At 70.3% G+C, this 12,510-nt stretch carries 14 protein-coding genes; 7 read left to right on the top strand and 7 right to left on the bottom strand.

The genetic code is table 11. From position 1 onward, the window contains the following. The first annotated feature begins 28 nt into the window (after window positions 1-28). The 4 genes from I4U41_RS04175 to I4U41_RS04160 all read left to right on the top strand — a co-directional run bounded on the left by I4U41_RS04175 (window position 29) and on the right by I4U41_RS04160 (window position 2,663). Window positions 29-1,294, top strand: coding sequence for a YihY family inner membrane protein (locus I4U41_RS04175; protein ID WP_206859854.1), 1,266 nt, complete (start codon window positions 29-31; stop codon window positions 1,292-1,294). Window position 1,295: 1 nt separating this feature from the next. Continuing rightward, entirely contained in the window at window positions 1,296-1,925 is a 630-nt protein-coding gene (locus I4U41_RS04170) for a TlpA family protein disulfide reductase (RefSeq protein WP_206859853.1), read from the top strand. Next, the gene (locus tag I4U41_RS04165; RefSeq protein WP_206859852.1) at window positions 1,922-2,191 is read left to right on the top strand and encodes an acylphosphatase; all 270 of its coding nucleotides are present in this window, start codon (window positions 1,922-1,924) and stop codon (window positions 2,189-2,191) included. Before I4U41_RS04170 ends, I4U41_RS04165 begins: the two co-directional genes overlap by 4 nt. 277 nt (window positions 2,192-2,468) lie before the next feature. After that, window positions 2,469-2,663, top strand: a complete 195-nt coding sequence (locus tag I4U41_RS04160; RefSeq protein WP_206859851.1) for an autotransporter outer membrane beta-barrel domain-containing protein — start codon at window positions 2,469-2,471, stop codon at window positions 2,661-2,663. 1 nt (window position 2,664) lies between these two features. Here I4U41_RS04160 and ppk2 read toward each other — a convergent pair whose 3' ends face one another. The 7 genes from ppk2 to hemA form a co-directional block, all read right to left on the bottom strand. Further along, window positions 2,665-3,450 carry a polyphosphate kinase 2 gene (ppk2, locus tag I4U41_RS04155; protein ID WP_206859850.1) on the bottom strand — a complete coding sequence of 262 codons (786 nt, stop codon included), beginning with the start codon at window positions 3,448-3,450 and terminating at the stop codon, window positions 2,665-2,667. Continuing rightward, the gene (locus I4U41_RS04150; protein ID WP_206859849.1) at window positions 3,450-3,836 is read right to left on the bottom strand and encodes a helix-turn-helix domain-containing protein; all 387 of its coding nucleotides are present in this window, start codon (window positions 3,834-3,836) and stop codon (window positions 3,450-3,452) included. The genes ppk2 and I4U41_RS04150 overlap by 1 nt, the downstream gene beginning before the upstream one ends. Window positions 3,837-3,902: 66 nt before the next feature. After that, window positions 3,903-4,424 (bottom strand): molybdenum cofactor biosynthesis protein B, encoded by a 522-nt coding sequence (gene moaB, locus I4U41_RS04145; RefSeq protein WP_206859848.1) that lies wholly within the window; start codon window positions 4,422-4,424, stop codon window positions 3,903-3,905. A gap of 15 nt (window positions 4,425-4,439) precedes the next feature. Then, a complete protein-coding gene (locus I4U41_RS04140; RefSeq protein WP_206859847.1) occupies window positions 4,440-6,131 on the bottom strand; it encodes an O-linked N-acetylglucosamine transferase, SPINDLY family protein in 1,692 nt (563 codons plus the stop codon). Further along, the gene (locus I4U41_RS04135) at window positions 6,128-6,586 is read right to left on the bottom strand and encodes a GNAT family N-acetyltransferase (RefSeq protein ID WP_206859846.1); all 459 of its coding nucleotides are present in this window, start codon (window positions 6,584-6,586) and stop codon (window positions 6,128-6,130) included. The genes I4U41_RS04140 and I4U41_RS04135 overlap by 4 nt, the downstream gene beginning before the upstream one ends. A 152-nt stretch (window positions 6,587-6,738) precedes the next feature. After that, on the bottom strand, window positions 6,739-7,824 hold the full coding sequence (gene prfA, locus I4U41_RS04130; RefSeq protein WP_206859845.1) for a peptide chain release factor 1: 1,086 nt from the start codon (window positions 7,822-7,824) through the stop codon (window positions 6,739-6,741). A 59-nt stretch (window positions 7,825-7,883) separates the two neighbouring features. Then, on the bottom strand, window positions 7,884-9,185 hold the full coding sequence (hemA, locus tag I4U41_RS04125) for a glutamyl-tRNA reductase (RefSeq protein ID WP_206859844.1): 1,302 nt from the start codon (window positions 9,183-9,185) through the stop codon (window positions 7,884-7,886). A 104-nt stretch (window positions 9,186-9,289) separates the two neighbouring features. Between hemA and I4U41_RS04120 the strand changes: the two genes are divergently transcribed. From I4U41_RS04120 to ispE, 3 genes are read left to right on the top strand one after another with little or no spacing between them, the layout of a single operon-like run. Then, complete coding sequence (locus I4U41_RS04120) at window positions 9,290-10,984, top strand: tetratricopeptide repeat protein (protein ID WP_206859843.1); 1,695 nt, start codon at window positions 9,290-9,292, stop codon at window positions 10,982-10,984. Then, window positions 10,981-11,613, top strand: a complete 633-nt coding sequence (gene lolB, locus I4U41_RS04115) for a lipoprotein insertase outer membrane protein LolB (RefSeq protein ID WP_206859842.1) — start codon at window positions 10,981-10,983, stop codon at window positions 11,611-11,613. The genes I4U41_RS04120 and lolB overlap by 4 nt, the downstream gene beginning before the upstream one ends. Further along, a complete protein-coding gene (gene ispE / locus I4U41_RS04110) occupies window positions 11,610-12,503 on the top strand; it encodes a 4-(cytidine 5'-diphospho)-2-C-methyl-D-erythritol kinase (protein ID WP_206859841.1) in 894 nt (297 codons plus the stop codon). Before lolB ends, ispE begins: the two co-directional genes overlap by 4 nt. The last annotated feature ends 7 nt before the right edge of the window (window positions 12,504-12,510 follow it).

Raw genomic sequence — 12,510 nt, 5'->3', positions numbered from 1 at the left:
CATGCCCCCATCGGTTACCCTCCGCCGCATGGAGCCACTGGATTCCCTGTACCGCTGGAGCGAACGCGCGCGCGACCGCGCCCGGGTGGGCACGTTCTTCCGCTTCCTCGCGCGGCGCTTCCTCGAGGACAACCTGTTCCAGGCCGCCGGCGCGCTGGCGTACACGACGGTGTTCGCGCTGGTGCCGCTGTCGATGGTGGTGTTCGGCGTGCTGTCGGCGTTCCCGGTGTTCGGCGAATGGAGCGATCGCCTCAGCGACTACATCTTCTCCAACTTCGTGCCCAGCGCGGCGCGGTCGGTGGAGGCGTACCTCAAGCAGTTCTCGGCGAACGTCGGCCAGCTCACCACCGCCGGCGTGATCGCGCTGGTGGTGTCGCTGCTGATCACCCTCAACGGCGTGGAGGCGGCGTTCAACCGCATCTGGCGGGTGAAGTCGGCACGGCCGCGCATCGGCCGCTTCCTGGTGTACTGGACGGTGCTGACCCTGGGTGCGCTGATCGCCGCGGCGAGCCTGGCGATGTCGGCGAAGTTCTTCGCCATGTCGCTGTTCGAAACGCAGGCCGGTCGGACCCTGCAGACCGCGATGCTCCGGCTCACGCCGATGACGCTGGAGCTGCTCGCCTTCGCCGCGATCTACCGCGTCGTCCCGCACCGCACGATCCACTGGCGCCACGCCTTCGCCGGCGCGGCGCTGGCGGCGGTGCTGTTCGAGATGGTGAAGTGGGGCATCGGCCTGTACCTGGGCAACTTCAATTCCTATTCGAAGATCTACGGCGCCCTCGCGGTGGTGCCGATCTTCCTGCTGTGGATCTACCTGAGCTGGGTGGCGATCCTGCTGGGCGCGTCGCTGGCGTCGTCGATATCCGAGTTCCGCTACCAGCCGGTCGGCATGCGCCTGCCGCTGGGCTTCGAGATCTACGGCCTGCTGCGCCTGCTCGCGCGTTTCAACGAGGCGCGCAGGACCGGGCGCGGCCTGCACAGCGACCAGATCGAAGCGATGGAGCCGATGCTCACCGACGCGCTGGTGCAGCAGATGCTGGCGCAGCTGAACACCATCAACGTCGTGCGCCGCGCCGAGACCGGCGAATGGCTGCTCGCGCGCGACCTGGACGAGCTGTCGCTCGCCGAACTGTACGAAGCCTGCCAGCTGCGCATCCCCGTCACCGAAGCGGTGCTGCCGTGCCGGGACGATTCGCTGGGCCGCTCGGCGATCGCCGCGCTCGACGAACTCCGCCTTCCCCTGCGCGAGCTGCTCAAGCGGCGCGCCTCCTCCATCCACGCCGACGAGGTCTGACATGTCCCGCGCACCCGTGCGTTCCCTTCTTGCCGTCGCATTCGTGATGACGGCGCTCGCCGCCGGCTGCCAGAAGAAACCCGCCGACACCGACCTCGCCGAACCGCAGGCGCCCGACGAAACCGGCGCGCTGACGCTGCCGCAGACGCCGGAACATCCGGTCAGCGAGGGCGGCGCCGAAATACCGAAGCTCACCATCGCCACCGTCGACGGCAAGCAGTTCGATCTGGCCGCGCGTCGCGGCAAGTGGGTCGTGGTGAACTTCTGGGCCACGTGGTGCAAGCCGTGCCTGAAGGAGATGCCCGAGCTGTCGGCGCTGGACGCGATGCGCGAACACATCGAAGTCGTCGGCCTCGCCTACGAGGACATCACGCCGGACGACATGAAGGTGTTCCTGAAGCTGCATCCGGTGGTGTACCCGATCGCGGTGGTGGACACGTTCAATCCGCCCGCCGATTTCGCCACGCCGCGCGGCCTGCCGATGACGTACCTCATCGCGCCCGACGGCAAGGTCGCCGACAGGTTCCTCGGCCCGGTCACGGCGAAGGACATCGAATCGGCGATCGCCAAGGCCGGCGGCCCCAAGCCGTTGCAGGAACCGGCCGCGCAAGCGCCGGCGGCGCAGTCGTGAGCGCCGCGCGCTTCGTCGTCAGCGGCAAGGTGCAGGGCGTGTTCTTCCGCGCGTCCACGCGCGACCGCGCGCAGGCGCTCGGCCTGCGCGGTTTCGCGAAGAACCTGGCCGACGGCCGCGTCGAAGTGCTCGCCGCCGGCGACGATGCGGCGATCGACGAACTCGCCGCGTGGCTGCGCGAAGGCCCGCCGATGGCGCGCGTGGACGATCTGGAGCGCCTGCCGGCGCGCGAGGACGAGGCGGGGCAGGGTTTCTCGGCGGTGTGAGACATCCGCTTCACGAAGCGTAACGAACGCGCTGGACCTGGTTCGACGTTGTGACGGCGCCTTTCATCGGACCTGCCGGAGACTGGCCCGCGCGTGGACGATTTCGAGGGCGACGACATCGCTGCGCAGGTGCGCTTCCGCGACGCCGAATCGCTGGCGGCGCGCCTCGGCCTGCACTGGGCGCGCGACCGGCGCCTGGAGCCGACACCCGCGGCGCGCCGCGTCTCATGCGCGGCTGGCTGCGTACGGGCACGAGTTCAAGGGCGAGCCGCGAACGGTGTTCGCCTCGGGCCATCGCGACCTGCCGTTCCAGGCCGACGTGTCGGGCACGTGGTGGCAGTTGAACGCGGGCGGGACGCGCCAGTTCGGCGGCAACACGGCGCGGTACGCGAACCCCGGCTACCAGCGCAGTTTCGCCGGCAACCGCTTCGATGCGCGGGACGGGAAGCCGGGCGTGCGCTGGAACTGGTGAATCAGTCCTCGTCCGGCTCGACCGGCTCGATGGGTTCGATCACCGTGTAGCGCTCCTTCCTCAACTTGCGCTCCAGCGGCGGGAATTCGATGCAGTGCTCCGGCACGCGCTTGTCGGGAATGCGCGAGAGCAGGTCGCGGATCAAGGTCAGCCGGCCGCGCCGCTGGTCGTTGAAGTCCACCAGCGTCCACGGTGCGTGCTGCGTGTGGGTGGCCTTGAGCATGGCCTCGCGCGCCTTCGTGTACTCCTCGTAGCGTTCGCGCGAGGCGACGTCGATGGGCGAGAGCTTCCAGCGCTTGAGCGGGTCTTCCTGCCTTTCGGCGAAGCGTTCTTCCTGCCTGGCCTGGTCGCAGCACAGCCAGTACTTGAACAGCAGCACGCCGTCGTCGACGAGCAGCTGCTCGAACACCGGCGCCTGGCGCAGGAACGTGCGCACCTGTTCGGCGTCGGCGTAGCCCATGACCTGCTCCACGCCGGCGCGGTTGTACCAGCTGCGGTCGAACAGCGCGATCTCGCCCGCGGCCGGCAGGTGCGGCACGTAACGCTGGAAATACCACTGCGTCTGTTCGCGATCGGCCGGCTTGGGCAGCGCGACGATGCGGCACTGGCGCGGGTTGAGGTGTTCGGCGATCGCGTCGATCGCGCCGCCCTTGCCGGCGGTGTCGCGGCCTTCGAACAGCACCACCAGCCGCTTGCCGGTATCGGCGAGCCAGCGCGCCATTTCCACCAGTTCGATCTGCAGCGGTTCCAGCGCCGCCTTGTAGTCCTTGCGCTTGAGCTTGCCCATCACGATGCGCTCCGGTTGCGCGCGCGCGATGCGACCGCCTTCTTCGGCTTCGATGCGCCGCGCCGGCGCGTGCCGGCCATGCTGCGCGCGACTTCGAGCAGGGCGCCCCGCTGGCGCGTGTCGAGCGCGCGATATGCGGCGAGCAGGTCGTGTTCGCCCTGTGTGCGCGCGGGGTCGAGCGTGCTCGCCAGTTCCGCGAGCAACGCGCCGGCCGGCACGCCGAAGGCGCGTGCGAGTGCGTCGAGCTGTTCGCGTCCGGGAAGCCTGTCGCCGCGCAGCCACGCGCTCACCGTCGCCGCGCCGGCGCGCGGGATCGCGGTGGCGATGTCGGCGGCGCTCATGCCGCTGGCCTTGGCGAGCAATCGCAGGGTGGTGTCCAGCGGCATGTCTGACTCCAACGCGGGAAGGAACTGCGCCGAACCAAGGATCCGGAGACCGTGGTGACGCGCGCGTCAGCGCTCGCGCAAGCGCGGGCGCAGCGTGGCGAGGTTGCAGGGCTTCGTGCGCGAATCCAGCTGCGTGCGGATGATCTTCTCCCACGCCGTGCGGCATGCCGACGTCGAACCCGGCAATGCGAACACGAACGTGCCGTTCGCCAGCCCGGCGAAGGCGCGCGACTGCAGCGTCGAGGTGCCGATCTCCTCGAAGCTCACCGCGCGGAACAATTCGCCGAAGCCGTCCATCTGCTTGTCGAGCAGCGGCAGCAGCGCTTCGGGCGTGGAGTCGCGGCCGGTGAAGCCGGTGCCGCCGGTGACCAGCACCCCGTCCACGTTCTCGTCGGCGATCCAGCGCGAGACGACCGCGCGCAACTGGTAGCGGTCGTCCTTCAGCAGGGCGCGCTCGGTGAGGCGATGGCCGGCGTCGGTGAGCGACTGCACGAGGTAATCGCCGGAAGTGTCCTCGGCGGGCGTGCGCGTGTCGGACACGGTCAGCACGCACAGGTTGAGCGGAATGAGATCGGCGGTGGCGGTCATGGGGGGAGCGTACTCCTACGCAACAGGGGATCGCGCCATGCGTTGCACGGCGTCGGTGAAATCGCGGGCGAAGCCGGTCATGTCGAACAGGCCGCTGTCGCTGCGACGCCGTGCGAGTTCCGCACGTAGCGCACGCACCGCCGCCGGATCGCGCGCCAGTTGGATGCCGCGCGCGACGAAGGCTTCATCGGTATCGACGTTCATCCCGGCCATGCCCAGATGATGGTTCAGGCTGCCGGCGACGCGCGCGGCGAACGTGTCGCCGGGGCGCGTCAGCACGGGACAGCCGGCCCACAGCGCGTCGGAAGCGGTGGTGTGGGCGTTGTACGGTTCGGTGTCGAGGAACAGGTCGGCATGCTGCAGGCGCGCCATGTACGCGGCGTGCGGCTGCTTGGGCATGAAGACCAGGCGTTGTGGATCGACGCCGTTCGCCTGCGCCGCCGCGCGCAGCCGCGCATCGGCGTGGCCCGGGCCGGACAGCAGCCACAGCACGCTTCCCGGCGCATCGCGCAATATCGTGAACGCACGCGCCATGCTGCGCGGGTTGAGCTTGTAGCTGTTGTTGAAGCAGCACAGCACGATCGCGTCCTCGGGCAGCCCCCATTCGGCGCGCGAAGGCGGCGGCGGGATCGCGCGCGTCGTGTCGGAAGGCTGGAAGCAGCGCGGCAGGCGGACCACCTGTTCGCTGAAGGCGCTTTCCATCGATTCGGGCAGCACGAAGCCGTCGGCCAGCACGAAGTCGATCCACGGCGCGCCCGAGGTGCCGGGATACGCGAGCCAGTTCACCTGCACGCGCGCGGGCCGCATCGCCAGCACTTCCGGCGTGCCGCCGCCGCCCCAGCCGCGCAGGTCGAACAGCACGTCGATGCCGGCATCGCGAATGCGCTGCGCGACGCGCGCGTGCGGTTGCTGCGATACGTCGTGCAGCACGTGCGCCGCTGCGTGCAGGCGCGTGCGGATCGGGCTGCGATCGTCGGCGTCCAGTGCGAACAGGTGGAGGTCGAGTTCGTCGAGCGCGCGCAATCGCTCGAACATCGCCGCCGTCAGCAGGCCGGTCGGATGCGCGCCGAAGCCGTTGGACAGGAAACCCACGCGCAGGCGGCCGCGCGTGCGCGGCGGCGCGGATGGCATCGGGCGGATCTGCCGCGACAGTACGACGGCGCGAAGGCGCGCGCAGCGCAGCTGTTCGGCGGCGCTCGCGTCCTCGCTGAGGAAGGCGAACGGTTCCACCGACGCCGTGCCGTCGTTCACCGCCGCGCGCACCTGCATCGCGAGCGTGTCCAGGTCGCGCCAGTCGCACAGCTTGCGTCGCCACGCGAGCAGGTAGGCGGCGATCTGCGGTTCCTGCGGCGCCAGTGCGTGCGCGCGCGCATATGCTTCGGACGCGGCTTCGGCTTCACCGGTGTCCTCCAGCGCATGGCCGAGCCACACCGCGATGCCGGGATGGTCCGGCGCATTGTTCGCGGCCGCGCGCAGGCTGGCGACGGCGTCCTCTCGGTGTCCCTGCATCCACTGCGCGCGGCCCAGGCGCGCGAGCGCTTCCGGATGCCCCGGCCGCAGCGCCAGCGCGCGCCGCGCCGCGGTTTCGCCGGCCACCGCGTCGCCGCGATCGAGTTCGTGTTCGGCCAGCAGGATCCACGCGTATCCGTCGGCCGGATTGCGCTCCAGTGCGCGACGCAACTCGATGCGCGGATCGGCGTGGTTCATTGGCGCCCGTTCGCGAACGACAGGCCGTACCACTGCGTGTCCGCTTCTTCCCATCCGGCGGTGCGATAAAGCGCGCGTGCGGTGGCGTTGTCGCGCGTGGTTTCCAGGGTGATGCCGACGGCACCGTCGGCGCGGGCGAAATCCGTCGCGGCGTCGAGCAGCGCGCGGCCGGCGCCGATACGGCGTGCATCGGCATCGACGTAGAGGTCGTTGAGGATCCACAACCGCCCGGTGCGGACCGAAGAGAACATCGGATAGAGCTGGGTGAAGCCGACCGCGCGTTCGCCATCGCGTGCGATGAGGATGACCGATTCGCCGGCGCGCAGGCGCGCTTCGAGGAAGGCGCGGCCACGCGCTTCGTCCGAGGGCTGCGCGTAGAAGCGGCGGTAGGCGTCGAACAGCGGTACGACGTCGTCGAGGTCGTCCAGCGTGGCGCGTGCGATCGCGAGGGGCATGGGGCGGGTCCGTGCTCGGGTGCTGCGATTGTAGCTGTGCTCCCTTCGGCACACGCGCAGCGCGGTAGCGCACGGGGGCGCGAACACTTCGGCTCCGTTGTTGTCACTCAAGCCCGCCCCTCTCGCGGTGGGAGGGGGCTCAAAGCGCAGCGTCAGCCTTCCTGCGTCAAACGCGCCAGCTCGTCCGCCTGGTGCTCGTGCTGGAGGCGCGCGACGAGTTCGTCCAGGTCGCCCTGGATGACGTTGGGCAGGTCGTAAAGCGTGAGGCCTTCGACGCGGTGGTCGGTGATGCGGCCCTGCGGGAAGTTGTAGGTACGGATGCGCTGGCTGCGGTCGCCGCTGCCGACCTGCAGTTTGCGCATCGAGGCCTGCGCCGCCGCGGCCTTCGCGGCCTGCGCTTCGGCCAGCATCGCGGCCAGGCGTTTCATCGCCTTGTCGCGGTTGGCGTGCTGGCTGCGTTCGGTCTGGCTCTCGACCACTATGCCGCTGGGCACGTGGGTGATGCGGATCGCCGACTCGGTCTTGTTGACGTGCTGGCCGCCCGCGCCGCTGGAGCGGAACGTGTCCACCTTCAGGTCGGCGGGGTTGATCTCGATGGGATCGCCTTCGGCTTCCAGCGGAATGATGGCCACCGTCGCCGCCGAGGTGTGGATGCGGCCCTGCGATTCGGTTTCCGGCACGCGCTGCACGCGGTGCGTGCCGGATTCGAACTTCAGCCGGGAATACGCGCCGCGGCCTTCCACTCGCGCGATGACTTCCTTGAAGCCGCCGTGTTCGCCGGGGCTGGCCGATTCGATCTCGACCTTCCAGCCCTGCCGCTCGGCGTAGCGCGCGTACATGCGGAACAGGTCGCCGGCGAAGATGGCCGCCTCGTCGCCGCCGGTGCCGGCGCGTACTTCCAGGTACAGGTCGCCTTCGTCGCGCGGGTCCTTGGGGATCAGGTGCGCGAGCAGTTCGGCGTCCAGGCGCTCCAGGCGTTCCTGTGCGGCGGCGATTTCGTCGGCGGCGAGTTCCGCCAGTTCGGGGTCCTCGCGCATCGCCTGCGCGGCGGCGAGGTCGTCCTTCGCCTGCGCTTCGGCCTTCAGCGCGTTCGCGACCGGTTCCAGCTGGGCGAATTCGCGCGAGAAGCGGCGGAAACGGTCCGCGTCGCCGATGACGTCGGCGTCGGAGAGCAGGCGTTCGAGTTCGTCGCGGCGTTCGGCGAGTGCTTCGAGTTTGCGGCGCAGGCTGGGCGTCATGGGGCGAGCAACGAGTGTGGAGGAGTGGGAAACGGGTACAGGCGGCGACATGAAGGTCGCTAGGCTTCCCGTTTGCCGCCCTCGTCCACTCGTATCTCGTTCCTGTCCACTCGTTCCTCGCTCTGCGCGAAGAGTTTCTCCGCCGCGCGCGCGAGTTCCGCATTGCCGGTCAGTGCGGCTTCGCGCAACGCGATCGTCGGCGCGTGCAGCAGGCGGTTGGTGAGGGTGTGCGCGAGGAAGTTCAGCACGTCCTCCGGCGCCTGCCCGGCGGCGAGCTGCTGCTGCGCGCGCGCCAGCACGTCGGCCTTGGCGGCTTCGCCGTGCGCGCGCAGGCGCTTGAGCGGCTCGGTGCGCGTGCTGGCGGCCATGGTTTCGGTGAAGCGCGCGACCTGCAGTTCGACGATCGCTTCGGCTTCCGTCGCGGCTTCGCGGCGGCTGCGGCGGTTGTCCTCGATGGCGCGTTCCAGATCGTCCACCGTGTAGAGGAACACGTCCTTGAGCTCGGCCACGTCGGGTGCGATGTCGCGCGGCACGGCAAGGTCGAGCAGCAGCATCGGCCGATGCTTGCGCGTGGCAAGCGCGGCGGCGACCTGCGGGCGCTGCAGGATCGGATCGCGGCTGGCGGTGGCGGAAATCACCACGTCGGCCTCGCCGAGATGCTTGTCGATCTCGCTCAGCGGCAGCGCGAAGCCGCCGTGGCGGCTGGCGAGTTCCTGCGCATGCGCGAGCGTGCGGTTGGCGACGAGAAGACGTTTGGCGCGCGCCTGCACGAGGTGGCGCGCGGCCAGCTCGATGGTCTCGCCGGCGCCAATCATCAGCACCGTGGAGTCTTCCAGCCGGGCGAAGGATTCCTGCGCCAGGCGCACCGCGGCGGAAGCGACCGACACCGGATTGGCGCCGATGCGCGTGTCGGTGCGCGCGCGCTTGGCGGTGGTGAAGGCGTGCTGGAACAGGCGGTCGAGCTGGCTGCCGAGCGTGCCGGCGTGGCGCGCGGTGGCCCACGCGTCCTTCACCTGGCCGAGGATCTGCGGTTCGCCGAGCACGAGCGAGTCGAGGCCCGTCGCCACCCGGAACAGATGGCGCACGGCATCGGCGTCGCGATGGCGGTAGAGATAGGCGTGCAGATCGCCGACGTCGTCCGGATGCGTCGCCAGCCAGTCGGCCAGCGCCTGTCCGTCGTCGTTGGACACCGCGTAGAGCTCGGTCCGGTTGCAGGTGGAGAGCAGGGCGACTTCCTGCACCTGCGGCAGCGTCTTCAGGGCATCCAGCGCGGCCGGCACCGTATCGGCCGAGAACGCCACGCGCTCGCGCAGGCTGACCGGCGCGGTCTGGTGGTTGATGCCTAGTACGAACAAACTCATTGACGCCGGACTCTCGTTCAGGTGCTTGCGATAAGCTGCTGGCTACCCGGAGGCCGACATTCTACCGGCCCCGTCCCGTCCCGGCTTCCCTCAGGCCCGTTCGAATGCCCGCTGGCTCGCGCACGCACTGTTTCGCTCCCGTCACGTTCGCCCTCATCGCCGCGTTCGCCCTCACGCCTCTGTGGGCGGCCGAGAAGGAGCCGCCGGCACCGGCCGATCCGACCGGCGCCTCGCTGGAATCGCTGCTCGCGGGCGAATTCGCGCTGCAGTCCGGCCGTCTGGACGACGCCGCGCAGGCGTACCTGGACGCGGCGCGACAGGCAGACGACGTCGCGCTGGCCGAGCGCGCGACGCGCATCGCGCTGCTCGCCAAGGACGACAAGCGCGCCGCGCAGGCGCTGGACCTGTGGCGCGAGCAGGGCGGCGAGGGGCTGAGCCTGACCGCCGCCGAGGCCGTGCTGGCGATCCGCCGCGGCAACGAGCGCGAAGCCCGCAAGCACCTGACGGCGCTGCTGCAATCGCCGGGCGACGCCGGCTGGCGCCAGGTGCTGGGCGTGCTGTCGGGCGGGGCGCGCGATCCGAAGCAGGCGGCGCGGCTGCTGGAGAAGCTCGTCGACGGCGGGCGTATTCCCGACAAGCTGCAGGCGTGGCTGGCATTCGGCGGGCTGGCGCAGGCGCTGGAGCAGCCGGAGTTGGTCGAGCGCATCGTTGCCGAGGTCGTCGAGCGTTTCCCCGGCGAGGCGCGCGTCGGCCTGCTGCGCGCAAGCCAGCTGCGCGAGGCCGGCAAGACCGATGAGGCTCGCGAGCTGCTGGCCTCCCTCACCGGCCAGGCCGGCGACGATGCCGACCTGCGTCGCGCGATCGCCGACGAATACCACCGCCTGGGCGACTACAACGCGGCCGAGAACGTGCTCGCCAAGGGCCCGCAGGACGACCAGACCTTCGCGTTGCGCGCGGCGCTGCTCGCGCAGGCCGAGGACAAGACCGCGCTCGGCCGGCTGTACGACGAACTGCGTACGCGTTCGAGCGACCCCGATCCGCAGCGTCGCCTGCTGCTGGGGCAGATCGCCGAATTCCTCGAGCGCAACGACGAGGCGCTCGCCTGGTATCGCGGCGTGCCAGGCGGCGACCAGCGCTGGTCTGCGCGGCTGCGCGCGGCGAACGTGCTGCACGAACTCAAGCGGGGCGACGAGGCCTACAAGTCGCTGCGCGAGCTGCAGGCCGACGCGGCGGCCGACGACGAAGCGCGCCGCGATGCCTACCTGCTGGAAGCTTCCCTGCGCGACAAGGACGACGACGCCACGGGCGAAATGGAAGCGTACGCGCGCGGACTGGCGGCCTTCCCGGACGATCCGGAAATCCTCTACGCACGCGGGCTGAGCTGGGAGCGCCGCGACGACATCCCGCGCGCCGAGGCCGACCTTCGCAAGATCCTGGTCGCCGAACCCGACAACGTGGCCGCGCTAAACGCGCTGGGCTACACGCTGGCCGATCGCACCACGCGCTACCAGGAAGCGCTGCAGCTGATCGAGCGCGCGCGCACCGCCGAGCCGGACAACGCCGCGATCATCGACAGCTACGGCTGGGTGCTCTATCGCCTGGGCCGCAAGGAGGAAGCGCTGGTCGAGCTGCGCCGCGCGCTGACCTTGCAGAAGGATGCGGAAATCGCCTCGCACCTGGCGGAGGTCCTGTGGGAGCTCGGCCGCAGGGACGAGGCGCGCAAGGTTTTCGAGCAGGCGCGCAAGATCGATCCGGACAACCGTGCGCTCAAGCGCGCGCTGGAGAAGACCGGCGCATGAAGGCGATCCACGCGTTCCTCGCGCCGGCGATGCTGGCGCTGACCCTCGCGGGTTGCGTCTCGCAGCCGACGCGCGCGCCGCAGGTACCGGTCGATGCCGCGAACGCGCGGGCGCAGGACGAACGTCGCGCGGCGCTGACGGACTGGTCGCTGTCCGGGCGCATCGCAGTGTCGAACGGCAAGCAGGGCGGGAGCGGGCGCATCGACTGGCAGCAAACGGGCGATCGCTACACGATGTCGCTGGGCGCGCCGGTGACGCGGCAGAGCTGGCGCCTGAGCGGCGATGCCGGCGGCGGCCGGCTCGAAGGCATCGAAGGCGGGCCGCGCGAGGCGGCCGACGTCGAGGCCATGCTGCGCGAGACCACCGGCTGGAACATTCCCGTGCGCGCGATGGCCGATTGGGTCCGCGGCGTGGGCGCGGACGCCGGGCGCTTCGGCGAGGCGCGCGTCGTCTACGGCGAAGGCGACCGCCCGGTGCGCCTGACCCAGGCTGGCTGGACCATCGACTACACGCAGTGGCAGCCGGATGTCGCAAGCGGACCGGTCCTGCCTGCCCGCCTGACCGCGACGCAGGGCGAGGCGAAGGTCCGCCTGATCGTCGACCAGTGGACGCCCGGCGCGACGCCATGACCGGGATTGCACCGACTCCGGCGTGGACCCTCTGGCCCGCGCCGGCCAAGCTGAACCTGTTCCTGCGGATCACCGGTCGGCGCGACGACGGCTATCACCTGCTGCAGACGGTGTTCCGGATCCTCGAATGGGGCGACACCGTGCGGTTGCGGGTTCGCGATGACGGGCGGATCCGGCGGCATGGGGTCTCCGTGCCGGGGGTCGAGGAGGCCGACGACCTGACGGTGCGTGCGTCCAAACTGCTGCAATCGGCTGCGAACTGCACCCAAGGTGCCGACATCATCATCGACAAGCGGATTCCGGCAGGAGGCGGTTTCGGCGGCGGATCGTCGGACGCCGCATCGGTGCTGGTCGGGCTGGATGCGCTCTGGGGCACAGGGCTGGGCACCGACCGGCTCGCCGAGCTGGGCCTGAAACTTGGTGCCGACGTTCCCGTCTTCGTGCGCGGTGAGAACGCGTGGGCCGAGGGGGTGGGGGAGCGGCTTTCGCCGGTCGAACTGCCACCGGCCTGGTATGTCCTGGCCGACCCCGGCGTGCACGCGCCGACGGCGACTTTGTTCAAAGCCCCTGAATTGACGCGTGATGCCCCGGCCGCGACAATATCGGACTTCGTTTCGGGTGGGCCGCTCGGGAATGCGTTCGAGCCGGTATTGCGCGCGCGCGAGCCAGCCGTCGAGGCTGTCTTTGCTGCGCTGTCGCGGATCGGCTCGCCACGCCTGACCGGTTCCGGCAGCGGGTGCTTCGTCGAATTCGCCACGCGCGAAGCCGCCGAAGCGGCGCTGGCCGCATTGCCGACCGGGCTTCGCGCCTGGGTGGCGGAAGGGGCGCACGCCTCGCCGCTGCACCGTGCACTGGCGGACTGGACGAAACAGGCAACACCGGCGCCCTGACGGGCTC

The sequence above is a fragment of the Lysobacter changpingensis genome (assembly GCF_017308985.1).
Classification (GTDB): domain Bacteria; phylum Pseudomonadota; class Gammaproteobacteria; order Xanthomonadales; family Xanthomonadaceae; genus Lysobacter_J; species Lysobacter_J changpingensis.
Note: the sequence above shows the minus strand (reverse complement) of the source record. Positions and strands in the feature narration are given on the sequence as shown.

Excerpts from the sequence above, each read along its gene's own strand:
- I4U41_RS04175 (WP_206859854.1), top strand. The coding sequence starts at position 29 with ATGGAGCCACTGGATTCCCTGTACCGCTGGAGCGAACGCGCGCGCGAC.
- I4U41_RS04170 (WP_206859853.1), top strand. The coding sequence starts at position 1,296 with ATGTCCCGCGCACCCGTGCGTTCCCTTCTTGCCGTCGCATTCGTGATG.
- ppk2 (WP_206859850.1), bottom strand. The coding sequence starts at position 3,450 with ATGGGCAAGCTCAAGCGCAAGGACTACAAGGCGGCGCTGGAACCGCTG.
- I4U41_RS04150 (WP_206859849.1), bottom strand. The coding sequence starts at position 3,836 with ATGCCGCTGGACACCACCCTGCGATTGCTCGCCAAGGCCAGCGGCATG.
- moaB (WP_206859848.1), bottom strand. The coding sequence starts at position 4,424 with ATGACCGCCACCGCCGATCTCATTCCGCTCAACCTGTGCGTGCTGACC.
- I4U41_RS04140 (WP_206859847.1), bottom strand. The coding sequence starts at position 6,131 with ATGAACCACGCCGATCCGCGCATCGAGTTGCGTCGCGCACTGGAGCGC.
- I4U41_RS04135 (WP_206859846.1), bottom strand. The coding sequence starts at position 6,586 with ATGCCCCTCGCGATCGCACGCGCCACGCTGGACGACCTCGACGACGTC.
- prfA (WP_206859845.1), bottom strand. The coding sequence starts at position 7,824 with ATGACGCCCAGCCTGCGCCGCAAACTCGAAGCACTCGCCGAACGCCGC.
- hemA (WP_206859844.1), bottom strand. The coding sequence starts at position 9,185 with ATGAGTTTGTTCGTACTAGGCATCAACCACCAGACCGCGCCGGTCAGC.
- I4U41_RS04120 (WP_206859843.1), top strand. The coding sequence starts at position 9,290 with ATGCCCGCTGGCTCGCGCACGCACTGTTTCGCTCCCGTCACGTTCGCC.
- lolB (WP_206859842.1), top strand. The coding sequence starts at position 10,981 with ATGAAGGCGATCCACGCGTTCCTCGCGCCGGCGATGCTGGCGCTGACC.
- ispE (WP_206859841.1), top strand. The coding sequence starts at position 11,610 with ATGACCGGGATTGCACCGACTCCGGCGTGGACCCTCTGGCCCGCGCCG.